Source organism: Pseudomonas sp. GW821-FHT02A11 (genome assembly GCF_059421985.1).
In genome coordinates this window covers 299,878-325,622 of sequence record NZ_JBWKWB010000004.1, presented here as the reverse complement: position 1 = coordinate 325,622, position 25,745 = coordinate 299,878, and the positions used below count along the sequence as shown (strand labels likewise).

Below are 25,745 nucleotides of genomic sequence, written 5' to 3'. Positions count from 1 at the left end.
TGATGAAAATAGTTCGTTGATAGCCTCAGGACCGCCACCGTCCCTGTGGGAGCGCGCTTGCCCGCGATGGCGGTTTGGCTGTGAAACATATGTTGCCTGACACACCGCCGTCGCGGGCAAGCGCGCTCCTACAGGGCGTCTCTATTACTGGCGAATCTCACTCAAACTCTGGTTCAAGGCCAGCACATTCACCACTGCCGGGCCAATCAGCGGGCTATGGGTGTTGGCTACCACCAAGCGCTGTACGGTTTCCCGAGGCAGGTGCCGGGCTACGGCCACGCGGGTTATCTGATAATCGGCAGCGGCAGGCGACAGATGAGGGTCCAGGCCACTGCCTGAGGTGGTCAGCAGGTTCAATGGCACAGGCCCCTGCCCTTCAACCTTTTCCCTGGCCGCATCGTCACCGATGCGGGTGGCCAGCGCCGGGTTGCTCGGCGCCAGGTTGCTCGCGCCACTGGCCACGGTGGCATAGGCCCCGGCCGATGGACGAGAATGGAACCACTGCTCACCCGTGAAGCTCTGCGCGATCAATTCCGAGCCCCGCACCTTGTCCTGATCGTCATACACCAGGCTGCCGTTGGCCTGTTCCGGAAACGCCACTTGCGCAACGCCCGTCACCACCAACGGATAAGCCACGCCGGTGATCAGGGTCATCAACACAATCAGACTCACAGCGGGACGCACTATAGTCGACATCATTCAATCCTCAATCAAATCGAGTGGCTGCGGGCGCGTTCGAGTGAACCAACGGGCCCCGCAGCACAGTTAACAGCCCTTAAACCAGATGCAGGCCGGTCAGCAACAGGTCGATCGCCTTGATGCCCACGAACGGCACGACAATCCCGCCCAGCCCGTAAATCAACAGGTTGCGACGCAGCAGATGCGCGGCACTCGCCGCCTGCACGCGCACCCCACGCAGGGCCAGCGGAATCAGCACCACGATGATCAGCGCGTTGAAGACGATGGCCGACAGGATCGCGCTTTGCGGACTGGCCAGGTGCATGATGTTGAGCACGCCCAGTTGCGGATAGATCGCCGCGAACAGCGCCGGCAGGATGGCGAAGTACTTGGCCACGTCGTTGGCAATGGAGAACGTCGTCAGCGCGCCACGGGTGACCAGCAGTTCCTTCCCGATCTGCACCACGTCCAGCAGCTTGGTCGGATCGCTATCCAGGTCGACCATGTTGGCTGCCTCCCGCGCCGCCTGGGTGCCGTCGTTCATGGCCATGCCGACGTCCGCCTGAGCCAGCGCCGGGGCGTCGTTGGCGCCGTCGCCGCACATCGCCACCAGACGCCCGTCGTTCTGCTCCTGACGAATGCGCTCCAGCTTTTTCTCGGGAGTCGCTTCGGCCAGCACGTCATCAACGCCCGCTTCAGCGGCAATCGCAGCAGCGGTCAGCGGGTTGTCGCCGGTGACCATGACCGTGCGAATGCCCAGCTTGCGCAGCTCGTCGAAACGCTCGCGAATGCCGGGCTTGACCACGTCCTTGAGGTGAATCGCGCCCAGCAATGTGTTGTCCACCGAAACCAGCAGGGGCGTGCCACCGGTCTTGGCGATCTTGTCGATCTCGCGGGCCAGGGTCTGCGGCAGGTCGGCGCGGTCACGGCCGATGAACTTGAGCAGCGAATCCACGGCGCCCTTGCGGTACACACGGCCATCGAAGTCGACGCCAGACAGGCGGGTTTCGGCGCTGAACGGCACGGCCGTCAACTGGCTCGGCGCAGGCTCGACCATCGGGTTCAGCGCGCGCAGGTATTCGACGATGGACTTGCCCTCGGCGGTGTCGTCGGCCAGAGACGCCAGCAACGTGCCTTCGCTCAGCTCTTTGCCGCTAACGCCGGGCGCCGCGTACACCGCCGCGCAACGACGGTTGCCGAAAGTGATGGTGCCGGTCTTGTCCAGCAGCAATACGTGGACGTCCCCTGCCGCCTCGACCGCACGGCCGGATTTGGCGATCACGTTCAGGCGCACCAGGCGATCCATCCCGGCGATGCCGATGGCCGACAGCAGGCCGCCAATGGTGGTCGGGATCAGCGTCACCAGCAGCGCCACCAAGAACACCAGCGGCAGGTTGCCGCCGGCGAAATGGGCGAACGGCTGCAGGGTGACGACCACCAGCAGGAAGATCAGGGTCAGGCCGATCAGCAGGATATCCAGCGCGACTTCATTGGGGGTTTTCTGGCGTTTGGCACCTTCGACCAGGGCGATCATGCGGTCCAGGGTCGACTCGCCGGGGTTGGCGCTGATGCGCACCAGCAGCCAGTCCGAGACCAGTCGGGTGTTGCCGGTGACCGCCGAGCGGTCGCCGCCGGACTCGCGAATCACTGGCGCGGATTCACCGGTGATCGCTGCTTCGTTGACCGCCGCGATGCCCTCGATGACCTCGCCGTCACCGGGAATCAGCTCCCCCGCTTCGACGCGCACCACATCGCCCTTGCGCAAGGTGCTGGCGTTGACCGTGATGAAGGCCCCGGTCGCCCCTTGCAGACAGGCTTTCAGGCCCTCGGTGCCGGCCTTTAGGCTGTCGGCCCGGGCCTTGCCACGGCCTTCGGCCAGTGCCTCGGCAAAGTTGGCGAACAGCACGGTGAACCACAACCACACCGCGATCTGCACGGCGACAAAGGTCGGTACGGCAGGGTTGGGGATCAGGCACAGGATAGTGGTGAGGATCGCGGTCAGCTCGACCACCAGCATCACCGGTGCGCGTTGTAACTGACGCGGATCGAGCTTGACGAAGGCCTGGACCAGCGCCGGACGCCATAGCGCAGCGAAGCCGGTCTTTGCGGGTTCTGCGACCGAGGCGTGTTCGGGGTTCTTTGTGACAGGTGCATGCATGTTCATGATTCGATCCTCAGAAGCCCAGGCTCAAGTGTTCGGCAATCGGACCCAGTGCCAGGGTCGGCAGGAACGTCAGGCCGCCCACCAGCAAAATGGTCACGGTCAGCAGGGTGACGAACAGCGGGCCATGAGTCGGGAAGCTGTTCAGGCCCAGAGGCGCGGTCTTCTTCGCCGCCAGACTGCCCGCAAGGGCCAGCACCGGCAGGATGTAGCCGAAGCGGCCGATGAACATCGACAGGCTCAGCATCAGATTGTGGAACAGGGTGTTGGCGCTAAAGCCGCCGAACGCCGAGCCGTTGTTGGCGGTGGCCGAGGTGTAGGTGTACAGCAGCTGGCTGAAACCGTGAGCGCCGGGGTTGCTCACCGCTCCCACAGGGCCGGGCAGCGAGGCCGCCAGGGCACCGAACACCAGCACGCCGACCGGCATGACGATGAGGGTCGCGACCAGCAGTTTCACTTCTCGGGCCTGCAGCTTCTTGCCGAGGTATTCCGGCGTGCGACCGATCATCAAACCCGCGAGGAATACGGCGATCAGCACGTTGAGCAACATCCCGTACAAGCCCGCGCCGACGCCGCCGAAGATCACTTCGCCGACCATCATGTTGGCCAACGCAATCATGCCGCTCAGCGGGTTGAGGCTGTCGTGCATGCCATTGACCGAACCGTTGGAGGCCGCGGTCGTGGTCGTCGCCCAAAGCACAGTAGCGGTGGTGCCGAAGCGGGTTTCCTTACCTTCCATCGGCGCGGTCTGCTCGACGGAGGCGATATTCAGCGTCGGGTTGGGCTGATATTCGGCCCACAGCGCGGTGGCGCCGCCGATCAGGAACAGCGTCAGCATGCAGGCGACGATGGCGCGGCTCTGGCGCATGTCCTTGACGTAGTGGCCAAAGGTGAACACCAGCGCCACCGGGATCAGGATGATCGACACCAGCTCGAACAGGTTGCTCCATGCCGTCGGGTTTTCGAACGGGTGCGCCGAGTTGACGCCGAAGAAGCCACCGCCGTTGGTGCCCAGTTGCTTGATGGCGATCTGGCTGGCGGCCGGGCCCAGAGGAATGCTCTGGTCAGCGCCTTGCAGCGTCACCGCATCAACATAGTGGGCGAAGGTTTGCGGCACGCCCTGCCAGACGAGGAACAACGCCAGCACGATGCACAGCGGCAGCAGACCGTAGAGGGTCGCGCGGGTCATGTCGGCCCAGAAGTTGCCCAGATGCTGCGTCGAACGACGACCGATCCCGCGACAGAAAGCGACCAGCACGGCGATGCCGGTGGCGGCGCTGACGAAGTTCTGCACGGTCAGGCCGGCCATCTGGCTCAGGTAGCTCAGGGAAGATTCGCCGCTGTAGCTCTGCCAGTTGGTGTTGGTGACGAAGCTCATCGCGGTGTTGAACGCCAGCGACCACTCCATCCCCGGCAAGCCTTGCGGGTTAAGCGGCAGTGCACCCTGCAACAGCAGAATCGCGAACAGCACGACAAAGCCCGCCAGGTTGAACGCCAGCAGGGCCAGAGTGTAGGTTTTCCAGTTCTGCTCGACCTTGGGGTCGACGCCAGACAGGCGATAGCAAATGCGCTCGACCGGCCCCATCACCGGGGTCAGGAACGTGCGCTCACCCTCCATGACCTTGTAATAGAAGCGGCCCAGCAATGGCGCCGGCAGCAGTACCAGCGCGAAGAAGGCCAGAATCAGCAGATAGTCGTAACCGTGCATGGTCGTCACTCCTCGACCCGGCCAGCGCGCAGCAGCGCCACCAGCAAGTACACGAACAACCCTGCCGCCAACAGCAGTGACACCCCATCCAGAACGCTCATGAAAACCTCTCCGTCATACGGCGATTGCCGTGTGCAGGAATTGTCGTCACGAGGGGTGTAAAGGAACGAGATCGACCGCAGGTGCCGGGCATAAAGAAAGTGTAAAGACTGCCGGGATTGTTGAGCCGGAGGCTGTAAAGAGCGCGTTTACAGAGGCTTGCCCAAGGATGCACTTGATTTCACGGCTGCCAGTGATGCCCTCTGGCAGAAACCGGCGGCATCATCCGAAACGGTAAAAACCCGATACAAAAAAAACGCCCCGAACCAATCGGGGCGTTTTCATCAGGCTTTAGCGGGCAAATCCTTACCCGCCGCTGCCCTCACATTACTTGGGAAACGCAGGCGGGTTGACCCCGGCCATGTCTTCCATCACACGAACCACCTGGCAGCTGTAACCGAATTCGTTGTCGTACCAGACGTACAACACAACGCGGTTATCGTTGACGATGGTGGCTTCAGCGTCGACCACACCGGCGTGACGCGAACCCACGAAGTCGGTGGATACCACCTCCTGCGAGGCAACGAAATCGATCTGCTTGTGCAGGTCCGAATACAGCGCGGTCTGGCGCAGGTATTCGTTGACTTCTTCGCGGCTGGTGGTCGCGTTCAGGTTCAGGTTCAGGATCGCCATCGAAACGTTCGGCGTCGGAACGCGGATCGCGTTGCCGGTCAGCTTGCCGGCCAGCTCAGGCAGGGCCTTGGCAGCAGCGGTGGCAGCACCGGTTTCGGTGATCACCATGTTCAGCGCGGCGCTACGGCCACGGCGATCGCCCTTGTGGAAGTTGTCGATCAGGTTCTGGTCGTTGGTGTACGAGTGAACCGTTTCAACATGACCGTTGACGATCCCGAACTTGTCGTTGATGGCCTTGAGGACCGGCACGATGGCGTTGGTGGTGCAGGACGCCGCCGAAACGATCTTGTCATCAGCGGTGATCTGCTGATGGTTGATGCCGTGAACGATGTTCTTCAGCTTGCCCTTGCCCGGTGCGGTCAGCACCACGCGATCGACGCCAGGGCACTGCAGGTGCTGGCCCAGACCGTCGGCATCACGCCACACGCCGGTGTTGTCGACCAGCAGCGCGTCCTTGATGCCGTACTGGGTGTAGTCCACCTCGGTCGGGTTCTTGGCGTAGATCACCTGGATCAGGTTGCCGTTCGCGGTGATGGTGTTGTTGGCTTCGTCGATGGTGATGGTGCCATCGAACGGGCCGTGCACCGAGTCACGACGCAGCAGGCTGGCGCGCTTGATCAGGTCGTTTTCCGAACCCTTGCGGACCACGATGGCGCGCAGACGCAGGCCGTCGCCGCCACCGGTTTTTTCGATCAGGATGCGCGCCAGCAGGCGACCGATACGACCGAAACCATAGAGGACGACGTCGGTGCCTTTACGCGCGCCGGAGTTCTGCTGCCCAACGATTTCGGCCATTTCTTCGCGAACGAACTGCTCGGCGGTGCGGCCATTGGCTTGAGCCTTGTATTTGACCGCCAGCTTGCCCAGGTCCACCGAAGCGGCGCCCAGTTTGAGCTCGCTCATCGCTTTGATGAGCGGGAAAGTCTCGTGTACGGACAACTCGGTCGCATCGGCTTGACGATGGCGGGCAAAGCGGTGGGCTTTGAGAATCGCAATCACGGAACGGTTGATCAGGGTACGGCCGTAGATCGAACTCACCACATTGTTATTGCGGTAGAGCTGACCGATAAGCGGGATCATGGCCTCGGCGAGCGCTTCACGATCGATCCATTCACCAAGACACTGGTCGGGCTTCTGAGTCACGGGAACCTTCCACATGTAGGGGCTGAAAAAAGGGACTACATTATGCCCAAGCCTTTGTTTATGAGCAATCCGGAGTTTTCATCTTGCCGGGCACTACATAATTTGGCTGCCACAAAGGCGAGCACAAAACTGACAGCGGTTTGCCGATTTAGTTACAATCACAGGCTTTGCCGCAACGCCTGGAGCTCTATCTTCCGTGCCCGTTCTGCGCCTACCGATTCTTCCTGCCGCCGCAGGCAAACAACATTGGGGCAACCTGCCCGGTGCCGCTCAAAGTCTGGCCATTGCCGAGGCTGCAAGCGCCGCGAAACGCTTCACCCTGCTTTTGACCGCCGACAGCCAGAGCGCCGAGCGGTTGGAGCAGGAACTGAAGTTTTTCGCCCCCACCCTGCCGGTCCTGCATTTCCCTGACTGGGAAACCCTTCCGTACGACCTGTTCTCGCCCCATCAGGACATCATTTCTCAGCGTATCGCCAGCCTCTACCGGCTCCCGGAGCTGGAACATGGCGTGCTGGTGGTGCCGATCACCACCGCCCTGCACCGCCTGGCGCCGACCAAATTCCTGCTCGGCAGCAGCCTGGTGCTCGATGTTGGCCAGAAGCTCGATGTCGAAGCGATGCGCACGCGGCTTGAAGCCAGCGGCTACCGCTACGTCGACACGGTGTACGAGCACGGCGAGTTCACGGTGCGCGGCGCGCTGATCGACCTGTTCCCGATGGGCAGCAAACTGCCCTACCGGATCGATCTGTTCGACGATGAAATCGAGACCCTGCGCACCTTCGAGCCGGAAACCCAGCGTTCCATCGACAAGGTCGATTCGGTGCGTCTGTTGCCGGCCAAGGAGTTTCCGCTGCAGAAGGAAGCCGTCACCCGCTTCAAGGCGCGTTTTCGCGAGCGTTTCGATGTCGACTTCCGTCGCAGCCCGATCTTTCAGGACCTGAACAGCGGCATCACACCGGCAGGTATCGAGTACTACATTCCGCTGTTCTTCGAAGAAACCTCCACCCTGTTCGACTACCTGCCCCAGGACACCCAGGTGTTCTCGCTGCCGGGCATTGAAGCGGCGGCGGAAACCTTCTGGAAGGACGTGCGCAACCGCTATGAAGAGCGCCGCGTCGACCCGGACCGTCCCTTGCTGCCGCCGGACGAGCTGTTCCTGCCGGTGGAAGACTGCTTCGCCCGTCTGAAAAGCTGGCCGCGTGTCGTCGCAAGTCAGGACGACGTAGAAACGGGCGTCGGCCGCGAACGTTTCCCGGCTCAGGCGTTGCCCGATCTGGCCATCGAAGCCAAGGCCAACCAGCCGCTGGCGGCGCTGTCGACCTTCCTTAACGACTTCCCCGGTCGCGTGCTGTTCACCGCCGAATCCGCCGGTCGCCGGGAAGTGCTGCTGGAACTGCTCGACCGCCTGAAACTGCGCCCGAAAACCCTCGACAGCTGGCAGGAATTCGTCGACAGCAAGGAGCGGCTGGCGATCACCATCGCGCCGCTGGACGAAGGGCTTGTCCTGGAGCAACCGGCCTTGGCGCTGGTCGCCGAAAGCCCGCTGTTCGGGCAACGGGTCATGCAGCGCCGTCGTCGCGAGAAGCGCATGGACGGCCACTCCAGCGACGCGGTGATCAAGAACCTCGCCGAGCTGCGTGAAGGCGCGCCGGTGGTGCACATCGACCATGGCGTCGGTCGCTATCTGGGCCTGGCGACCCTTGAGGTGGAAAACCAGGTCGCCGAATTCCTCATGCTGGCCTACGCCGACGAGGCCAAGCTGTACGTGCCGGTCGCCAATCTGCACCTGATCGCCCGCTACACCGGCAGCGACGACGAACTCGCGCCGCTGCACCGCCTGGGCTCCGAAGCCTGGCAGAAAGCCAAGCGCAAGGCTGCCGAACAGGTGCGCGACGTGGCCGCCGAACTGCTCGACATCTACGCCCGTCGCGCCGCCCGCGAAGGCTATGCGTTCGCTGATCCGAAGCTGGACTACGAGACCTTCAGCGCCGGTTTCCCGTTCGAAGAAACCCCGGACCAGCAGACCACCATCGAAGCCGTGCGCGCCGACATGCTGGCGCCCAAGCCTATGGACCGCTTAGTCTGCGGCGACGTGGGTTTCGGCAAGACCGAAGTGGCCATGCGCGCAGCCTTCATTGCCGTGCATGGCGGCAAGCAGGTGGCGATTCTGGTCCCCACCACCCTGCTCGCCCAGCAGCACTACAACAGCTTCCGCGACCGCTTTGCCGACTGGCCGGTGAAGGTCGAGGTGATGAGCCGCTTCAAGTCGGCCAAAGAGATCAACGCTGCGGTGGCTGAGCTGGCCGAAGGCAAGATCGACATCGTCATCGGCACCCACAAGCTGTTGCAGGATGACGTCAAGGTCAAAAATCTGGGCCTGGTGATCATCGACGAAGAGCACCGCTTCGGCGTGCGTCAGAAGGAGCAGCTCAAGGCCCTGCGCAGCGAGGTCGACATCCTGACCCTCACCGCCACGCCGATCCCGCGCACCTTGAACATGGCTGTCGCCGGCATGCGCGACCTGTCGATCATCGCCACCCCGCCGGCCCGACGCCTGTCGGTACGCACCTTCGTCATGGAGCAGAACAAGCCGACCGTCAAAGAGGCGCTGTTGCGTGAGCTGCTGCGCGGTGGTCAGGTGTACTACCTGCACAACGACGTGAAGACCATCGAGAAGTGCGCCGCCGATCTCGCCGAGCTGGTGCCCGAAGCCCGTATCGGCATCGGCCATGGGCAGATGAACGAACGCGACCTCGAACAGGTGATGAGCGACTTCTATCACAAGCGCTTCAACGTGCTGATCGCCTCGACCATCATCGAGACCGGCATCGACGTGCCGAGCGCCAACACCATCATCATCGAACGCGCCGACAAGTTCGGCCTGGCCCAGCTGCACCAGTTGCGCGGCCGGGTCGGGCGCAGTCACCACCAGGCCTACGCCTACTTGCTGACGCCGCCGCGCAAGCAGATCACGGCGGATGCCGAGAAGCGTCTGGAGGCCATCGCCAATACCCAGGACTTGGGCGCCGGCTTCGTGCTGGCCACCAACGATCTGGAAATCCGTGGCGCGGGCGAGCTGTTGGGCGAAGGCCAGAGCGGGCAGATTCAGGCGGTGGGCTTCACCCTTTATATGGAGATGCTCGAACGCGCGGTGAAGTCCATCCGCAAGGGTGAGCAACCCAATCTGGAACAGCCGCTGGGTGGCGGGCCGGAGATCAACCTGCGCGTGCCGGGGCTGATTCCGGAGGACTACCTGCCGGATGTCCACGCGCGGCTGATTCTCTACAAACGCATCGCCAACGCTGCCGACGAAGAGGGCCTAAAAGACCTGCAAGTGGAAATGATCGACCGCTTCGGCCTGCTGCCGGAACCTACCAAGAACCTGGTGCGCATGACCTCGCTGAAACTCAAGGCCGAGCAACTGGGCATCAAGAAAATCGACGCGGGGCCGCAGGGTGGACGAATCGAGTTCGCTGCCGATACTTCAGTGGAGCCGTTGACGCTGATCAAGCTGATTCAGGGGCAACCCAAACGTTACAAATTCGAAGGCGCCACGCTGTTCAAGTTCATGGTGCCGATGGAGCGTCCCGAGGAGCGCTTCAATACGATCGAAGCGCTGCTTGAGCGCCTGACCCCGACTTCAGCCTAAGGATTCACCATGCGTGTGTTTCGTTCGCTCGCCCTGCTGCTGGTGCTGATCGCCCCTGCGGCATTTGCCGATGGCACTTATCAGGTGGAGCTGATTCTGTTTCGCCAGAACGGCGAGCCCGCCGCCACCAATCAGGCGGCGCCGGAAGACTGGGCCGCAGGGGCCACAAAGCTGGGGGCCGACAACCAGACCACCCCGGTGCTTGACGCACTGGTCGGCAAGCTTGAGGCCAGCGATAACTATAAGGTGTTGCTGCACCGGGCCTGGCAACAGGAACTGGGCGCCACCCCGAGCAAGGTGGCGATCAGCAGCGGCCAGGAGCAGTTCGGCCACTTCCCCATCGAGGGCACGGTGAGCCTGGGTCTGGCGCGCTTCACCGACATCGACGCCAATTTCTGGGTCAATCAGCTCGACGATCATGGCGTGCTGGTCACCAGCGAACGCATGCGTCAGGCGACTCGGGTGCGCAACGGCGAATTGACCTACATGGATAACGGGAGCCTGGCCATGCTGATCAAGGTTTCTCCTCTTCAAGCACCGCGTTGACGTAGGGCAAGACGTGTCATCCCTATTGGAAAAAGCCCTGGCCCTGCCATGGGAACCCTTGTTCAAGGCGCAGAGTGTCGAGCGCGGGCTTGACTACGCCCGGCAGAATCGCGTCGTGCTCCAGCACCTGAGCCCTGAGATCGTGCGCACGGTGTGCAAAGGTTCGAGCCTGGAAACCTACACCCAGACCCTGCAATTCAAGGATCCGGAGCGCAATCGTCAGTTCGTGGTCGGCAAATGCACCTGCCCGGTCAGAAACAACTGCAAACATTGTGCGGCCGCGCTGTTCTACCTGCAGGATCCGGAAAACAAGCCAGGTATTCTGGCGGCCATGGCGCGAGGCCTTCCTGCCCCGACGCCCATCGTCGTCGAGAAACCGGCTGTGCCGGAGCGCATCGAGAAGAAGATCAAACCCGAACCGCGGCTGATCCTCGCCAGCTTCGAGTTCAGCGCTTACGAACCCCGCAACGGCAAGATGCAGCGGCACATTCAGCACCGCGCCGCATTGGCCTTTCGGTATCGCGAGCTGTATGCCTCCGGCGTGCCGAGCCCGGGCCGTTCCGCCGATTTGCTGTGGCATTTGAAGGACGAAACCCTGCGCCTGCGCAGGCATCTGGACATCGAAGCGCAGTACCGCAAACAACTGCTGGAACTGGGCTTTCGCATCGCCACCCGCCAGAGCAAAGCGTTGCCCGACACCGCCGGCGAAATGTTCGAGCTGCCCAACGACAAGGCGTGGCTGAGTTTCATGCTCGACGACCTGCCGACCCTGCGTGAGCAAGGCTGGCAGGTGGAAATGAGCGCCGACTTCGGCTTTGACGTGACGCCTGTCGACGACTGGTACGCGGTGGTCGACGAGCAGCCGGAACGTGACTGGTTTGACCTAGAGCTGGGCATCATCGTCAACGGCGAGCGGCTGAGCCTGCTGCCGATCCTGATCAACCTGCTGCGTACCCACCCGGAATTGATGAGCCTGGAGGGCATCGCCAAACGTCGCGATGACGAGCAGTTGCTGGTGCAGCTCAATCACTTCACCCAGCGCGGCGGCGGCCCGATACAAGTGGCCCTGCCCTATGGTCGTCTGCGGCCGGTGCTGGCGACATTGGGGGATTTCTACTGGCGCGAGGACGGCAACTATTCCATTCGCCTGAAAACCGCCGACGCCGGTCGCCTCACCCACCTGGACGACATGCCGCTGGTGTGGCAAGGCGGCGACCGCTTGCGGCAATTTGCCGAGCAACTGGTCAACATTCGTAACACTCAGGTCAAGGCGCCAAAGGGCCTCAACGCCAAATTGCGCCCTTATCAGCTGGAAGGCCTGAGCTGGATGCAGGCACTGCGCGAGCTGGAAGTCGGCGGCGTGCTGGCCGATGACATGGGCCTGGGCAAGACGCTGCAGACCCTCGCCCATCTGCTGATGGAGAAACAGGCCGGACGCCTCGATCAACCCGCGTTGGCAGTGATGCCCACCAGCCTGATCCCCAACTGGGTCGACGAAGCCAGGCATTTCACCCCCCAGCTCAAGGTGCTGGCCCTGTACGGCGCCAATCGACACACCGACTTCAAGCATTTGAAGGATTACGACCTGATCCTGACCACCTACGCCCTGCTGCCCCGGGACGTGGAAACCCTGAGCAAGCAGCTGTTCCATGTGCTGGTGCTCGACGAAGCGCAGTACATCAAGAACCCCACCAGCAAGGCGGCTCAGGCAGCCCGGCAGCTCAACGCCCGCCAGCGCCTGTGCCTGAGTGGCACGCCGCTGGAGAATCACTTGGGTGAGTTGTGGTCGCTGTTCCACTTCCTCATGCCGGGCTGGCTGGGCGATGTGAAGCAGTTCAGCAGCAACTACCGCACGCCCATCGAACGCCTCGGCGACGAAACCCGCCTGCAGCACTTGAACGCGCGCATCAAGCCGTTCCTGTTGCGCCGCACCAAGGAGCAGGTGGCCACCGAGCTGCCGCCCAAGACCGAGATCATCCACTGGGTCGAACTCAACGACGCGCAGCGGGATGTCTACGAGACCATGCGCCTGGCCATGGATAAAAAAGTGCGTGACGAGATCACCACCAAGGGCGTGGCGCGCAGCCAGATCATCATCCTCGAAGCCTTGCTCAAACTGCGTCAGGTCTGCTGTGACCTGCGGCTGGTCAAGAGCGCCCCGGCCAGCGGCCGTCATTCCAGCTCCGCCAAGCTGGAAAGCCTGATGGACATGCTTGAAGAGCTGCTGGCGGAGAATCGCAAGATCCTGCTGTTTTCACAGTTCACCTCGATGCTCGGGCTGATCGAAGCCGAGCTGGCTCAGCGCGGCATCGAGTACGCCCTGCTGACCGGGCAGACCAAGGATCGCCGCACGCCGGTGCAGGAATTCCAGAACGGCAAGCGCTCGATCTTTCTGATCAGCCTCAAGGCTGGCGGCACCGGCTTGAATCTGACCGCCGCCGACACCGTGATCCACTACGACCCGTGGTGGAACCCGGCCGCGGAAAACCAGGCCACCGACCGCGCCTACCGCATCGGCCAGGAGAAACCGGTGTTCGTCTACAAGATGATCGCCCGCGGCACGGTGGAGGAGAAAATCCAGCACCTGCAGCAGGAAAAATCGGCGCTGGCCTCGGGCGTGCTGGATGGGCGCAAGGCTGGGGACTGGAAGCTGCAGGACGAAGACATCGAAGCGCTGTTCGCGCCCTTGCCCTCACCGCCGAAGAAGGTAAAACGCTGAGCCGCTTTCTATAGCAATCCGGCTTACCGGTGGCGCCCTGTAAATCGCCACCGTCGGCAAGCCCTGCTGCTACAGGGGGATCTTGTGTATCTCTGTGGGGATTTGCGGCGTGCTTTGAGCGTGTGTCTGTAGGAGGTTGCGGAGGTTACGACGCTGCGGGCCGCGATCGGACCAGGGTGTGTAAAAACGTCGCGAGCGATGGTGAGGCAAGGCAAAAACAGGCGAAAAAAGGCCGGGGTCGCGACCGACTCTAGGTGTTCTAAATGAGCATTTTTCGCCTGTTTTTAACGAAGCATCATTGAGCGCAGCAGTTTTTACACACTCTGGGACGAATGCGGTGCATCGATTATAGCTGGGCTAGCAGGCACACCGCGTTCGCTGCCGTCGTAACCTCCGACGTCTCCTACAAGGTTCGCAGTGGGCCATAGAACCGACTCCTCGGCCCACTGCACGTAACACACCACCACCGGCATGCCGTGTTCGGCGCAGAAATCCAGCCAGCGCAGCTGGTTGTCCTGCAGGCGATCGCCGGGGCCTTTCACTTCGATCATCCGGTAGCTGCGCTGCTCGGGGTAGAACTGGATCAGGTCAGGCATGCCAGTGCGGTTGGCCTTGATGTCCTGCAGCAGGCGGCGGAACCAGCGCTTGAGGTGTTGCGCGGGCAAGCAATGCAACGCCTGCTCCAATAAAGGCGGCGTCACGGTGCCCCAGAACACGAAAGGTGATTGCAGGCCGAACTTGTCGGTGTAGGTCTGGCGAATCACGTCCCGGTAACGCTCATCGTCCAGCTGCGCCAGGCAGGCATCGAACATCGCCGCGCGACGCTGGTAGAAATCCGGGCTGTAGAGATCGCTGGGCGCGCTGTGAAACGGGTGAAAAAACGCCCCCGGCAACGGCGCGAACACCGCTGGCCAGCAGAGCAGGCCGAACAGCGAATTGATCAGCGCGTTCTCGACGTAATGCACCTCGCTGCCCTCCTCGCTCAGGTGCAGCTGAATCAACTGCTCAACGCTGTGATCAGGCCGTGGAATCACGCTCAAATCCAGCCGCGTCATGGATCGCGCCGTGCGTTTACGCACCCCGCCTTGCCCCAGTTTTTTCAACAAGCGCGGCTGAATGCGCAGCAGGTGCTGGGTTTCCTCGTCGTTCTCCGGCGCCGCCTGGGCCTGCTGCAACAAGGCCATGGCCTCGACAAAATGCTCGGCGCGTTCCAGCACGCGAATCCTGCGCACCCGCGCGCCGGGGTAACTGGATTGCGCATAGACGTCCAGGGCCAGCGCCGCTTGCTGCTCGCGCTCGGCCTGCTGACCGATCTGGAACAGCAGCTTGGCGCGACGCATGGACAGCCACGGATTGTCGGTCTGAATGGCCAAGGCCTGAGCCGCCAGCTCGGCGAGCGCAATGCCTTCGTCCAACCCCCTGCGGCAAGTGTGCAGATGCAGGCAGGTGTCGACGTCCTGGCGCTGACTGATGCCCCGGGACTCAGGGGAGAATTCGACCTTTTCATAGCGATAGATGCCAAGATCGGCCAGCACGAACTCGGACCATTCCTGGTAAAGGTTGCCGAAATACAACAGGCGCAGGCGATCGCACAGCGGCATGATTTCGAGGGCGAAGATCACCTCATCGAAACCGTCGAACCACAGCGACAAGGCTTGAGGGTGTTCGTAATGGGGCAGCAGCCGCTCGAGCAGATCGGCCTTTTTCTCGGCACTTTTGACGGCGTGGGCCTTGAAGCACTGGCTCAGCTCGTCCTTGCGCAACAGGGCGAACAGTGCCTGCAGATCAAGCTGCGGCTGCCCATCGACCCAGCCGTTGGCAAGCAAGGGCGCGGCCGCGACAAGCACGTCGCCGATCTCGGCATAGTCCAGTTTGCTGGCGCGAAACAGCACGCCCTTGCGCATGACCATGCGCACCAGCAACGCCTGGGCCGGTTGCGGCAGCTGCGCGAAGTCGGCAATGAACCGGCGCTCTTCGTCGTCCAGCAGATCGTCGTAGCGCTGGGCGATCCAGCTCAGTACCTGGCGAAAGTTCTCCAGGTAATAAAACGGATTGTCGAGGGGCGAAGTGCTCACGGCGCGGTCACAGTACGGCTGACGGAAACGCGTCAGGATACTGGTTATCCGTACAGATTCCAGCCCCTGCCTGGGCTTTGCTGACAAGCACCCGATCAACGGCAGCTGGCGAGCGCTAGAATCGCTTCATCCACCCTTGAGGACCCCACCGATGCCCCACTCCCCTGCTCCGCGTGTTTACCTCGCCGGGTTCGATGTTTTCCGCGCTGACGCCATCGAGCACGGTCGTTACCTCAAGGCCCTCTGTGAGGCTCATGGCCTGGAAGGGCTGTACCCATTCGACAACGATGTACCACCCGGGCTATCGCCCGCAAAAACCGCCGCCGTGATCTGCAACGCCAATATCGCCATGATCCGGCGTTGCGACGCGGTGCTGGCCAACCTCAATGGGTTTCGCGGCGCCGAGCCGGACTCAGGCACGGCCTTCGAAATGGGCATGGCGGTGGCGCTGGGCAGGCCGGTGTGGGCGTATTTTGAGGCGCAAGGCACCTTGCGCGAGCAAATCCCGCACGATGACAACGGCTTCGATGACCAGGGGTTTCAAGTCGAGGATTTTCAGCTGCCGAAAAATCTGATGCTGGCCTGCACCTGGGCGGGCAGCAGCGCGAGCGCCGAAGCGGGAATCGAGGCGCTGGCACGCTATCTCGCCGAGTCCCGCTGAGGCTCGCCTCAGTTTTTGTGCTCGCGGGGTATAACACCTGAGTGCCATAGCGAGCCTCGCCCATCGGCGATACATTTGCGCTGAAAGCATCCGCTTATTTTGCATCCGGATGTATGTGCCGTGGTGCCAGATACAGTGCAATACAAAGGGTGGCAGGCAAGCCGATCGCGGAAGGTTAAGATGCGCCACACGCCAATGAATACGGGGAGCCGAAGCAATGGAGCACGTTGACCACATCCTGATTGTCGATGACGATCGCGAAATTCGCGAGCTGGTGGGCAACTACCTGAAGAAGAACGGCCTGCGCACCACCGTGGTGGCTGACGGCAGGCAGATGCGCTCCTTTCTCGAATCGACCCCTGTGGACCTCATCGTGCTGGACATCATGATGCCCGGCGATGACGGCCTGCTGCTGTGCCGCGAATTGCGCTCCGGCAAGCACAAGACCACTCCGGTGCTGATGCTCACCGCCCGCAGCGATGAAACCGACCGCATCATCGGCCTGGAAATGGGCGCCGACGATTACCTGGTCAAGCCCTTCGCCGCCCGTGAATTGCTGGCGCGCATCAACGCCGTGCTGCGCCGCACGCGCATGCTGCCGCCGAATCTGATCGTCAGCGAAAGCGGTCGTCTGCTCGCCTTCGGCAAATGGCGGCTGGACACCACCGCCCGCCACCTGCTGGATGCAGAAGGCACGGTCGTCGCCCTGAGCGGCGCCGAATACCGCTTGCTGCGCACCTTCCTCGATCACCCCCAACGCGTCCTCAGCCGCGATCAATTGCTCAATCTGACCCAGGGCCGTGATGCCGATCTGTTCGACCGCTCTATCGATCTGCTGGTCAGTCGCCTGCGTCAGCGACTGCAGGATGACGCTCGCGATCCGGCCTACATCAAGACCGTGCGCAGCGAAGGCTACGTGTTCACCTACGCGGTGGAAATCCTCGGGAACGACGTATGAAGCTCAGCCTCGGCTGGCCGCGCACCCTGGCATCGCGGCTCTCCTTGATCTTTCTCATCAGCCTGGTGCTGGCCCACGGCATGTCCTTCGGCCTGCAGTTTTATGAGCGCTATCAGAGCGCGATGACCCTGATGCTGGGCAACCTCGAACAGGACCTGACCACCACGGTCGCCGTGCTCGAACGCCTGCCTGCCGACGAGCGCGAGGCCTGGTTGCCGCGCTTCGAACACCCCAATTACCGCTACATGCTTGGCACCGGCCAGCCCGGCACGCCCATGGACATGAGCAAGGCGCCGATTTCCGTGCGCTCGATGCAGGCCACGCTGGGCCGCGACTACGCGCTCTCCTTCAACGACATCGCTGACGTGCGTCCTCACTACCAGGCGCACCTGACCCTGCACGACGGCAACCCGCTGACCATCGACGTGCGCCCGGCGATCACCCCGCTGTCGCCCTGGCTGCCGCTGCTGTTAATGGGCCAACTGGTGCTACTGGTGACCTGCACCTGGCTTGCGGTGCGCACCGCGATCCGCCCCCTCACCCGCCTGTCCGAGGCCGTCGACACCCTGGACCCCAATGGCAACGGCATTCGTCTCGACGAAAGCGGCCCCACCGAGGTGGCCTATGCGGCAGTGGCGTTCAACACCATGCAGCAGCGCATCGCCAATTACGTGAAAGAGCGCATGCAATTGCTCGCCGCGATTTCCCACGACCTGCAAACGCCGATCACGCGTATGAAACTGCGCGCCGAGTTCATGGACGAAGGCATCGAGAAAGAAAAACTCTGGAGCGACCTCAGCGAGATGCAGCACCTGGTGCAGGAAGGCGTGGCCTACGCGCGCAGCATGGACACCTCCACCGAAGCGCCGAAGCGGGTCGATCTGGATTCGTTCCTCGACAGCCTGGTGTTCGACTATCAGGACATGAACAAGCAGGTGCAACTGTGCGGCAAGAACGGTGCAGTGATCGACACCCGCCCTCACGCCCTGCGCCGGGTGCTGGTAAATCTCACCGACAACGCGCTGAAATTCGCCGGCGCTGCCGAGATCAAGGTGCGGGCCGAGGGCGACAAGGGCTTTTCGATTCAGGTGCTCGATCGCGGGCCGGGGATTGCCGAAGCGGAACTGGGGGAAGTGCTCAAGCCGTTCTACCGCGTGGAAAGCTCACGCAACCGCGACACCGGCGGCACTGGCCTGGGCCTGGCGATTTCCCAGCAACTGGCCATGGCCCTGGGCGGCTCGCTGAGCCTGTTCAATCGTGAGGGTGGCGGGTTGTGTGCCGAGCTCAAGTTGCCCAGAAAGGTTGCCTGAGCTGACAGGCGTGAAACGCAACGCCCGGCGCTCAATAGGTAATACCCGACCTGTGGGAGCGATTCATTCGCGAAAGGATCGTACGTTCGACAGAAATGTTGTGGTTGGAATAACGTCTCGCGAATGAATTCGCTCCCACAGGGAAAACCGTCCAGCCCTCGAACCGAGCGTTTATCAGGTGCTTTCCCGCACCACCAACTCAAACCCCAGATCCACCTGCGCCTGCTGCACATTGCCGTCCAGCAGGCCCAGCAACAATTGGGCGGCGCGCTGGCCGACCTCTTCGCGGGGCGTGCGGATCGAGGTCAGGCGCGGCACCATGTGCGCCGAACCGGGCAGGTCGTTGAAGCCGATCAACGACACCTGTTCGGGGATCTTGATGCCACGACGCAAGGCTTCCAGCGCAGCGCCCTGGGCAAGGTCATCGTTGCAAAAGAACACGCCGTCGACGTCCGGATGCTCAGCCAGCAACCGGGCAAACAACTCCCCACCCAGGCCGATCGACGATGGCAATGGCGAGGCTATTTGCAGGGTCTCATCAAACAGCCCTTCTGCCTCAAGGGCAATGCGAAACCCGCTGCCACGCTGAATCACCCGAGGGTCCAACTGCGCCGACACATAGGCCAGACGCCGACGCCCGCGACTCAAGAGATGCCGGGCGGCTTCAGCACCCGCCTGCTGCTGGGAAAACCCCACGCATGGCTCGGCGCGTTCGGGGTCCAGCTCCATCATGTGTACGCACGGCACGCCGCTCGCTGCCAGCAGCTGCTGCGCGGCCTGGCTGCGGTCGAAACCGGTGAGCAAGATGCCGCGCGGGCGGTTGGCCAGGTGGCTTCGCAGCAGATTTTCTTCTTCTATAGGGGAGTAATGGTAATTGCCGATCACCACTTCCAGCCCGCGCGGGCGCAGCACGGTCTGAATCGCCTCCAGGGTTTCGATAAACAACTGGTTGGACAACGACGGCACCAGCACCACCACCGACTGACTCTGCGACGACGCCAACGCCCGCGCGGCAGGGTTGGCGACATAGCCTAGACTCAGGGCGGCGGCCTGCACTTTCTCCACCAGTTCAGGCGCCACCGTAGCCACGCCACGCAGGGCGCGAGAGGCCGTGATGGGCGATACAGCGGCCAGTTTTGCGACTTCGTTAAGGGTGGGACGACCGGTGGAACGGGAACCAATGCGTGTCATGCGTTGCCAACTGATTGGAAGTGAAAGCGAAGGGGTTGCGATTGTCTCGGATGGGCTCTAAGGTAGCGCTATCTCACGGAGGCCCGCAACTTCTTCGACCACAGCGTCGAATGGAGCCAATGCATCTCATGGATCAGCGAGATACCCATAACAATGACTACACCCGGAAACAGTCTTGCCGGACTTGCACACCATTCGGCAAAGACAGCGCTGTCTTCGGGACGAGGTTTTTATGACTACTGCTCCAAATGCTATCTGCGCCGTCGTGGTAATGGGTGTTTCCGGTTGCGGCAAAAGTGCCGTGGGCGCTGAAATTGCCAAGAACAGCGGCGGCCGCCTGATCGAGGGCGATGCCTTTCACCCCCAGGCCAACATCGACAAAATGAGCGCAGGCCACCCCCTCAATGACGAAGACCGCGCAGGCTGGCTCACCCGCTTGGGCGAAGAAGTCGCGACCGCGCTGCGCAACGGCGAAAAACCGGTCCTGACCTGCTCTTCCCTGAAGCTGATCTACCGCGACCGCCTGCGCGCGGCCGTGCCGGGCCTGGGGTTCGTGTTTCTGGAACTGACCAAGGAGCTGGCCACCGAGCGCTGCTCCCACCGTCCGGGCCATTTCATGCCGGCAAGCCTGGTCGACAGCCAGTTCGCCACCCTCGAACCGCCTTACGGCGAAGACCGTACACTGGTCGTGGATGCCACTAATACGATCGAAACCATCGGCGCCCAAGCCTCTGCCTGGTGGAGCGCATCGCAAACCCCATCTGCCACCGCTCTCACCGGCTCCTGATTCGGGATCTGGCGTGAGCGACAAAGATAGCGCTGTCTTAATCGTGTACACAGGGCAGTGAACAACAGCGTTGAGCAGTAGCTCCAAAAAAACAAAATACAACGGAGAGACACCCCATGTTCGGTATGACTCAAGACACGTATCTACTTGTAGATGCGCTGGTGACCATCATTGGCCTTGTGCTGTTGATCACCAAGTTCAAGGTCCACCCTTTTATTGCACTGACCATTGCAGCAGGTTTTCTCGGGCTGACCTCCGGGATGCCGGTCGACAAAGTCATGAAGTCGTTCCAGGACGGCTTTGGCGGCGTGCTGGGCTTTGTCGGCATCATCCTTGGCCTTGGCACCATGCTTGGCAAGCTGATGGCCGACTCCGGCGGCGCCGACCAGATCGCCCAGACCCTGATCCGTCGCTTCGGCAAGGATCGCGTTCACTGGGCCATGATGTTTTCGGCGTTCCTGGTGGGTATCCCGCTGTTCTTCGAAATCGGCTTCGTGCTGCTGATCCCGCTGGTGTTCATCGTCGCCCGTCGCAGCGGCGTGTCCATCGTCAAGATCGGTATCCCGTTGCTGGCCGGCCTGTCTGCGGTTCACGGCCTGGTGCCTCCTCACCCGGGTCCGCTGCTGGCCATCGGCATCTTCAACGCTGACATCGGCAAGACCATTTTCTACGGTCTGATCGTTGCGTTTCCGACGGCGATCATCGCAGGCCCGATCTTTGGCAAATGGATTGCCAACCGCATTCCCGGCACGCCGAACAAGGATCTGATGGACCAGATCGCCAGGGAATCGACCAACGAGAACCTGCCAAGCTTCGGCATCACCCTGGTAACCATCCTGCTGCCGGTTTTCCTGATGCTGCTGAAAACCTTCGCTGACGTGGCGCTGCCAAACGGCCACATTTTCCGCATCTGGATGGACTTCATCGGTCACCCGATCGCCGCGCTGTTGTTCGCCCTGCTGCTGGCGTTCTACACCTTTGGTTCGGCCCGCGGCTTCAGCCGTGAGCAGATCATCAAGCTGCTGGACCAGAGCCTGGCGCCGGTCGCGGCGATCGTACTGATCGTCGGTGCCGGTGGTGGCTTCAAGCAGATGCTGGTGGACAGCGGTGTGGGCAACCTGATTGGTCACATGGCGGTCCAGGCGCAGATCTCGCCGATCCTGCTGGCCTGGCTGGTGGCGGCGGTGATCCGCGTCGCGACCGGTTCGGCGACCGTGGCGACCATCACCGGTGCCGGTATCGTGGCCCCGGTGGTGGCGATGGTGCCAGGCGTCAACCGCGAGCTGCTGGTGCTGGCCACCGGTGCGGGCTCGTTGATCCTGTCCCACGTGAACGATGCTGGCTTCTGGTTGGTCAAGCAGTACTTCAACATGACGGTGACCGAGACGCTGAAGACCTGGACCGTGATGGAAACCATCCTTTCCGTGGTCGGTATCATCCTGATCATGCTGTTGTCGCTGGTGGTCTGATTCACTGACCGCTACGTATTACCCGCACCACCCCATGCCCACCCTCGCGGTGGGCATGTCGTTTCTGCCGTGCGCACGCTTCTCCTGCCCTTGTGACGCCCTCAATTGAACGGTCCGAAGCGCTTTCGGATAGGTCTTTTATACTTTGCCTTCACGTAATACGGAATTCTCCTACACTGCTCTAGGAGATCGCGTACAGGATGACTAATGAAAATTTCATCGCCGCCTGGCACGAGTTCTTTGCAATAAATGTGAAAGGAGTGTGCAATAGGCGCCGCCCCGGATCTGGCTATCAGGGTCATAGCCAATTCATGCGGGGATTTAATGCCAAAAGCAGGCAAAATTCGCGTGCCGTGCGGCCTCAGGAGAACCCAAGCCAATGACAAGAAGATGAACCCTGGGGGAATTTAAATCATGCCAAGGGCGTCTTACAGATGGACGCATTTGGATGCAACCGGCAATAACCACCACCCAAAGGCTAACGCCAGCCTCCTGGTAGAGGCGCTTCAAGAGGCCATCAAGGAAAAGATTATGTTGATACTCACCCGCAAAGTCGGCGAAAGCATAAACATCGGTGACGAAATCACTGTCACCATTCTGGGCGTGCAGGGCCTTCAGGTCCGGCTCGGAATCAACGCTCCGAAGAATGTTTCGGTTCACCGTGAAGAGATTTACAAACGTATTCAAGCCGAGATTGCACCGAACAACCAAGAGCCGCAATGAGCCACCCGGTTCATCTTCTTTGCAATTAAGTCTGTCGTTTCGGCGGCAGACAAAAAAACGGCGTTCGCCCCAACGCCGTTTTTTTTCGCCTGAACTTTTGGATCCATTCAAACTCCACGCCTTTCGATCTCGCGGCAACTAAGGCGCTCACTCCCGTTTAACTCCCCAAGCTTGCAAGCAACCGCTCTACTACGCACTTGGCTGCAAGTTGGGGTCGCACTGCGCGCGAACGCTCGAAACAAAAACGGCGGACATCCTTGAGGACTCCGCCGCGCACTATCGGGTTTCGAAGATCGTCAGCCGGAGTTGCTCAATTGCCTGACGATCTCGTCCTTGGCCAGCAGCCGCTTTTCCTTGAGCTTTTTCAGCTCGTCATCGGAGACATCGCCTGCCGACCCGGACTCCGCCTTGACGATGTCGGCGTCGATTGTGTCGTAATGATCGACCAGGTGATTGAGCCTGGGGTCCTGGCCCCGCCGCTTGCTCAGCTCATCCTTGGGGATACTCAAATCTGCGTACAAATCGTGCTTGACCGGCATGGTGCGTCTCTCCTCTGACAACAACAGATGTTGAGTATTGAGGGTAGCTCACGGCGAAGGTTCGGCGTTTTCGCCGTACGGCCGAAAAACAGATCCGTCGCATTTCGACATGCACAAACCTGTTCAAGGCGCTACGGTGTGATCGGTACCACTTCAAACAACATCAAGGATCGACCCATGACTTTACCTTTTGCCCGTTCCGTTCTGTCCCGTACGCTGGCGCTGAGCCTTGCTTTCGCAGTCGCGGCTCAGGCGTTCGCCGAGCCCCATAAACAGGTGCAGGCCGACGCCGAGCAGTACAAGGACGAAGCCCTCAAGCTGCTGGAGCGGCTGGTCAACATCGACTCCGGCTCAGGTTATGAACCGGGTCTGACGCAAGTGCGCGACATCACCGTCGGCGAATTGAAAAAGCTCGGTGCGACCATCGAAACCATCCCCAATACCGCACCGGACAAGAGCAGCCATGTGGTTGCCACGCTCAAAGGCACCGGCAAGGCAAAAATCCTGCTGATGGCGCACATGGATACCGTGTTCAAGGAAGGCTCCGCCGCCGCCCGTCCCTTCCACATCAAGGACGGACGCGCCTACGGGCCTGGGGTGATGGATGACAAGGGCGGGATCGTTGCCGGTCTGTACGCGCTGAAAATTCTGAAGAACCTCGACTTCAAGGACTACGCGCAAATCACCTTCCTGCTCGATGCCAGCGAGGAAACCGGCTCAAAGGCTGCGACTGAGCTGATCCAGAATGTCGCCAAACAGCATGACGTGACGCTGAACCTTGAGCCGGGTCGTCCGGCCGACGGTCTGGTGGTGTGGCGTAAAGGCAGCGCGACTGCCGTGGTCGAGGTCAAGGGCAAGGCGTCCCACGCAGGCGTTGCGCCTGAGCTTGGCCGAAATGCCGCGATGGAAGCCGCGCACCAGATCCTGCAGTTGGGCCAGCTGGGCGACGCCGAGAAGAAAACCACGATCAACTTTACCGTGCTCAACGCAGGTGACCGGGTCAACGTGATTCCGGATCAGGCCACCGCCAAGGCCGACGTGCGCGCCGCGGTGCCGGAAGAATTCGATCGCATCGAGAAGGACCTGGCGCGGGTGTCGGCCAACAAGCTGATTGCGCAAACCGAGGTCACCACCCACCTTGATCGAGGCCTGCCACCGATGCCGCAAACCGCAGAGTCCAACAAGCTGGTGGACATGGCCCAAGGCATTTATGGCGAGATCGGCCGCAAGCTGGCCATTGAAGGCAGCGGCGGCGCGGCAGACGCCAGCCTGTCGGCGGGCGTTGGCGTACCGACGCTGGACGGTTTTGGCATCGTGGGCGGCAACATCCACACGCCGGAGGAATATGCCGAAGTAGAGAGCGTCTCGCCGAGAATCTACCTGCTGACGCGGATGATCATGGAGTTGGCCAAAGCCAAAGGCTAGGGCACACCTCAGCCCTCCATGGGAGCCGCCAACCCCTGTGGGAGCCGCCGATCCGTTTGGGAGCCGCTAATCCCTATGCGAGTCGCCGATCCGTTTGGGAAGCCGCTGAGCCCTGTGGGAGCGAATTCATTCGCGAAAAATTGGTTAGACGACGCATCTGTCTCAACTGTACGGCCCACTCGCGAATGAACTCGCCCACAGAAGTACTGCGCCCGCGGCCTGAAGCTTCAGCCCCCCTCGCGCACCCGCCGGGCCTCGTAAGATTTGAGGTGCAGATAGACCACATCCAGCACCGACAACCCGCCCTCAGCGTGTTTGTCGCTGCTGGATCGGCGAGCGATCATGTCGCCAATCACGTGCTCGACTTCAATCGGCACGCCGCGCTCGATGTCACGCAGCATGGAGGCCGTCATCTTCGAGCCATGGGTGGTCAGCATCTTCTGAAATCGTTCGCGTACGTCATTGCGCAGCGCGTGGCCGGCGTGCTCGGCAACACGGGCGCATTCGTCCAGCAACGTGAGGATCAGCCCCTCGCCACCGCTGACCAATACATCCCCAATGCTCGCGCGCATGGCGCCGGTGATGCCTGCAGCGGTTGCGATGAAGCACCACTTTTCCCACATCTCCTGCACGATCTGCTGACTCAGGTTCGCATCGAATCCTGCATCGGCCAATGCTTGGGCGACCTTGAGAATGCGTGGCGTCGAAGCGCCGCTCAGCTCGCCAAAAGACAGCTGATTGGTGTCGTTCAAATGTAGAATCGCGCCTGATGCATCCCGGTCCAGGGAAATCAGGCACTGCCCGCCCAGCACGTTTTCCGGGGCAAAGCGCTCGGCCAGGCGATCCAGATGGGCCATGCCGTTGAGCAGCGGCAGGATCAGGGTCTCAGGGCCGACGGCGGCCGAGAAGGACTCCATTGCCGCGTCCAGGTCATAGGCCTTGCAACTGAGCAGAATCAGATCGTAGGTCTGGTCCAGCATCGGTGTCATCACATGGGGTGGCGAAGGGTAGAGAATGTTGCCCAACGGGCTGCGCACGATCAGGCCGTCGCGGTCCAGCTCCTCGGCTCGACCAGGGCGAACCAGAAAGGTCACCTCGCGCCCGGCCTCCAGCAATCGCCCGCCAAAATACCCGCCTATCGCGCCTGCACCCACGATCAAAATATGCATTCTGTCGGTTCCTTGTCGAGTCAGTCTGAGGTGTCCGGACACCCCAGAATAGATGAAGGCGTCGACTCTATCCAAAAGCAGGATGATGACAAACATATTATT

18 protein-coding genes and 1 pseudogene are annotated in these 25,745 nt (G+C 61.6%); 10 read left to right on the top strand and 9 right to left on the bottom strand.

What is annotated here, in order from left to right; all coding sequences use genetic code 11:
- Positions 1-144: 144 nt before the first annotated feature.
- From kdpC to AC07V9_RS08955, 5 genes are all read right to left on the bottom strand, one after another.
- Complete coding sequence (kdpC, locus tag AC07V9_RS08975; protein WP_495015370.1) at positions 145-696, bottom strand: potassium-transporting ATPase subunit KdpC; 552 nt, start codon at positions 694-696, stop codon at positions 145-147.
- A gap of 79 nt (positions 697-775) precedes the next feature.
- A complete protein-coding gene (gene kdpB, locus AC07V9_RS08970) occupies positions 776-2,842 on the bottom strand; it encodes a potassium-transporting ATPase subunit KdpB (RefSeq protein WP_495015369.1) in 2,067 nt (688 codons plus the stop codon).
- A 10-nt stretch (positions 2,843-2,852) separates the two neighbouring features.
- On the bottom strand, positions 2,853-4,547 hold the full coding sequence (gene kdpA / locus AC07V9_RS08965; RefSeq protein ID WP_495015368.1) for a potassium-transporting ATPase subunit KdpA: 1,695 nt from the start codon (positions 4,545-4,547) through the stop codon (positions 2,853-2,855).
- 5 nt (positions 4,548-4,552) lie between these two features.
- A complete protein-coding gene (gene kdpF / locus AC07V9_RS08960) occupies positions 4,553-4,648 on the bottom strand; it encodes a K(+)-transporting ATPase subunit F (protein ID WP_037009437.1) in 96 nt (31 codons plus the stop codon).
- Between the two features lie 325 nt (positions 4,649-4,973).
- Positions 4,974-6,437, bottom strand: coding sequence for a glyceraldehyde-3-phosphate dehydrogenase (locus tag AC07V9_RS08955; RefSeq protein ID WP_495015367.1), 1,464 nt, complete (start codon positions 6,435-6,437; stop codon positions 4,974-4,976).
- Positions 6,438-6,618: 181 nt separating this feature from the next.
- On the opposite strand from AC07V9_RS08955, the gene mfd reads away from it, so the two are divergent.
- The 3 genes from mfd to AC07V9_RS08940 are packed head-to-tail and all read left to right on the top strand — an operon-like array spanning position 6,619 to position 13,336.
- Entirely contained in the window at positions 6,619-10,071 is a 3,453-nt protein-coding gene (gene mfd, locus AC07V9_RS08950; protein WP_495015366.1) for a transcription-repair coupling factor, read from the top strand.
- 9 nt (positions 10,072-10,080) lie between these two features.
- Entirely contained in the window at positions 10,081-10,617 is a 537-nt protein-coding gene (locus tag AC07V9_RS08945) for a peptidoglycan binding protein CsiV (RefSeq protein ID WP_495015365.1), read from the top strand.
- Between the two features lie 13 nt (positions 10,618-10,630).
- Positions 10,631-13,336, top strand: coding sequence for a DEAD/DEAH box helicase (locus tag AC07V9_RS08940; protein WP_495015364.1), 2,706 nt, complete (start codon positions 10,631-10,633; stop codon positions 13,334-13,336).
- A gap of 407 nt (positions 13,337-13,743) precedes the next feature.
- On the opposite strand, the pseudogene AC07V9_RS08935 reads toward AC07V9_RS08940, so the two are convergent.
- Positions 13,744-15,411, bottom strand: a pseudogene (locus AC07V9_RS08935) (VRR-NUC domain-containing protein); the annotation flags it as partial.
- A 151-nt stretch (positions 15,412-15,562) separates the two neighbouring features.
- Here AC07V9_RS08935 and AC07V9_RS08930 point away from each other — a divergent pair.
- The 3 genes from AC07V9_RS08930 to AC07V9_RS08920 all read left to right on the top strand — a co-directional run bounded on the left by AC07V9_RS08930 (position 15,563) and on the right by AC07V9_RS08920 (position 18,340).
- The gene (locus tag AC07V9_RS08930) at positions 15,563-16,072 is read left to right on the top strand and encodes a nucleoside 2-deoxyribosyltransferase (RefSeq protein WP_495015363.1); all 510 of its coding nucleotides are present in this window, start codon (positions 15,563-15,565) and stop codon (positions 16,070-16,072) included.
- 217 nt (positions 16,073-16,289) lie between these two features.
- Positions 16,290-17,030 (top strand): response regulator, encoded by a 741-nt coding sequence (locus AC07V9_RS08925; RefSeq protein WP_495015362.1) that lies wholly within the window; start codon positions 16,290-16,292, stop codon positions 17,028-17,030.
- Positions 17,027-18,340: a sensor histidine kinase gene (locus tag AC07V9_RS08920; protein ID WP_495015361.1), complete on the top strand. Its 1,314-nt coding sequence runs from the start codon at positions 17,027-17,029 to the stop codon at positions 18,338-18,340. Before AC07V9_RS08925 ends, AC07V9_RS08920 begins: the two co-directional genes overlap by 4 nt.
- A gap of 174 nt (positions 18,341-18,514) precedes the next feature.
- Here the strand turns inward: AC07V9_RS08920 and gntR are convergent, their stop codons facing one another.
- Positions 18,515-19,531 carry an HTH-type transcriptional regulator GntR gene (gene gntR / locus AC07V9_RS08915; protein ID WP_495015360.1) on the bottom strand — a complete coding sequence of 339 codons (1,017 nt, stop codon included), beginning with the start codon at positions 19,529-19,531 and terminating at the stop codon, positions 18,515-18,517.
- 271 nt (positions 19,532-19,802) lie between these two features.
- Between gntR and AC07V9_RS08910 the strand changes: the two genes are divergently transcribed.
- The 3 genes from AC07V9_RS08910 (at position 19,803) to csrA (ending at position 22,510) form a co-directional block, all read left to right on the top strand.
- Positions 19,803-20,318, top strand: coding sequence for a gluconokinase (locus tag AC07V9_RS08910; protein ID WP_495015445.1), 516 nt, complete (start codon positions 19,803-19,805; stop codon positions 20,316-20,318).
- Positions 20,319-20,434: 116 nt separating this feature from the next.
- The gene (locus AC07V9_RS08905; RefSeq protein WP_495015359.1) at positions 20,435-21,787 is read left to right on the top strand and encodes a GntP family permease; all 1,353 of its coding nucleotides are present in this window, start codon (positions 20,435-20,437) and stop codon (positions 21,785-21,787) included.
- A 531-nt stretch (positions 21,788-22,318) separates the two neighbouring features.
- Positions 22,319-22,510, top strand: a complete 192-nt coding sequence (gene csrA / locus AC07V9_RS08900; RefSeq protein WP_495015444.1) for a carbon storage regulator CsrA — start codon at positions 22,319-22,321, stop codon at positions 22,508-22,510.
- 296 nt (positions 22,511-22,806) lie between these two features.
- On the opposite strand, the gene AC07V9_RS08895 is transcribed toward csrA, so the two are convergent.
- Positions 22,807-23,049 (bottom strand): DUF465 domain-containing protein, encoded by a 243-nt coding sequence (locus AC07V9_RS08895; protein ID WP_495015358.1) that lies wholly within the window; start codon positions 23,047-23,049, stop codon positions 22,807-22,809.
- Between the two features lie 177 nt (positions 23,050-23,226).
- On the opposite strand from AC07V9_RS08895, the gene AC07V9_RS08890 reads away from it, so the two are divergent.
- Positions 23,227-24,474 (top strand): M20/M25/M40 family metallo-hydrolase, encoded by a 1,248-nt coding sequence (locus AC07V9_RS08890; RefSeq protein WP_495015357.1) that lies wholly within the window; start codon positions 23,227-23,229, stop codon positions 24,472-24,474.
- A gap of 227 nt (positions 24,475-24,701) precedes the next feature.
- On the opposite strand, the gene AC07V9_RS08885 is transcribed toward AC07V9_RS08890, so the two are convergent.
- On the bottom strand, positions 24,702-25,643 hold the full coding sequence (locus AC07V9_RS08885; protein ID WP_495015356.1) for a ketopantoate reductase family protein: 942 nt from the start codon (positions 25,641-25,643) through the stop codon (positions 24,702-24,704).
- Positions 25,644-25,745: the final 102 nt, after the last annotated feature.

Bases quoted from the DNA above. Each gene is read 5' to 3' on its own strand.
- kdpC (WP_495015370.1), bottom strand. From the start codon at position 696: ATGTCGACTATAGTGCGTCCCGCTGTGAGTCTGATTGTGTTGATGACC.
- kdpB (WP_495015369.1), bottom strand. From the start codon at position 2,842: ATGAACATGCATGCACCTGTCACAAAGAACCCCGAACACGCCTCGGTC.
- kdpA (WP_495015368.1), bottom strand. From the start codon at position 4,547: ATGCACGGTTACGACTATCTGCTGATTCTGGCCTTCTTCGCGCTGGTA.
- kdpF (WP_037009437.1), bottom strand. From the start codon at position 4,648: ATGAGCGTTCTGGATGGGGTGTCACTGCTGTTGGCGGCAGGGTTGTTC.
- AC07V9_RS08955 (WP_495015367.1), bottom strand. From the start codon at position 6,437: ATGTGGAAGGTTCCCGTGACTCAGAAGCCCGACCAGTGTCTTGGTGAA.
- AC07V9_RS08945 (WP_495015365.1), top strand. From the start codon at position 10,081: ATGCGTGTGTTTCGTTCGCTCGCCCTGCTGCTGGTGCTGATCGCCCCT.
- AC07V9_RS08930 (WP_495015363.1), top strand. From the start codon at position 15,563: ATGCCCCACTCCCCTGCTCCGCGTGTTTACCTCGCCGGGTTCGATGTT.
- AC07V9_RS08925 (WP_495015362.1), top strand. From the start codon at position 16,290: ATGGAGCACGTTGACCACATCCTGATTGTCGATGACGATCGCGAAATT.
- AC07V9_RS08920 (WP_495015361.1), top strand. From the start codon at position 17,027: ATGAAGCTCAGCCTCGGCTGGCCGCGCACCCTGGCATCGCGGCTCTCC.
- gntR (WP_495015360.1), bottom strand. From the start codon at position 19,531: ATGACACGCATTGGTTCCCGTTCCACCGGTCGTCCCACCCTTAACGAA.
- AC07V9_RS08910 (WP_495015445.1), top strand. From the start codon at position 19,803: ATGGGTGTTTCCGGTTGCGGCAAAAGTGCCGTGGGCGCTGAAATTGCC.
- AC07V9_RS08905 (WP_495015359.1), top strand. From the start codon at position 20,435: ATGTTCGGTATGACTCAAGACACGTATCTACTTGTAGATGCGCTGGTG.
- csrA (WP_495015444.1), top strand. From the start codon at position 22,319: ATGTTGATACTCACCCGCAAAGTCGGCGAAAGCATAAACATCGGTGAC.
- AC07V9_RS08895 (WP_495015358.1), bottom strand. From the start codon at position 23,049: ATGCCGGTCAAGCACGATTTGTACGCAGATTTGAGTATCCCCAAGGAT.
- AC07V9_RS08890 (WP_495015357.1), top strand. From the start codon at position 23,227: ATGACTTTACCTTTTGCCCGTTCCGTTCTGTCCCGTACGCTGGCGCTG.
- AC07V9_RS08885 (WP_495015356.1), bottom strand. From the start codon at position 25,643: ATGCATATTTTGATCGTGGGTGCAGGCGCGATAGGCGGGTATTTTGGC.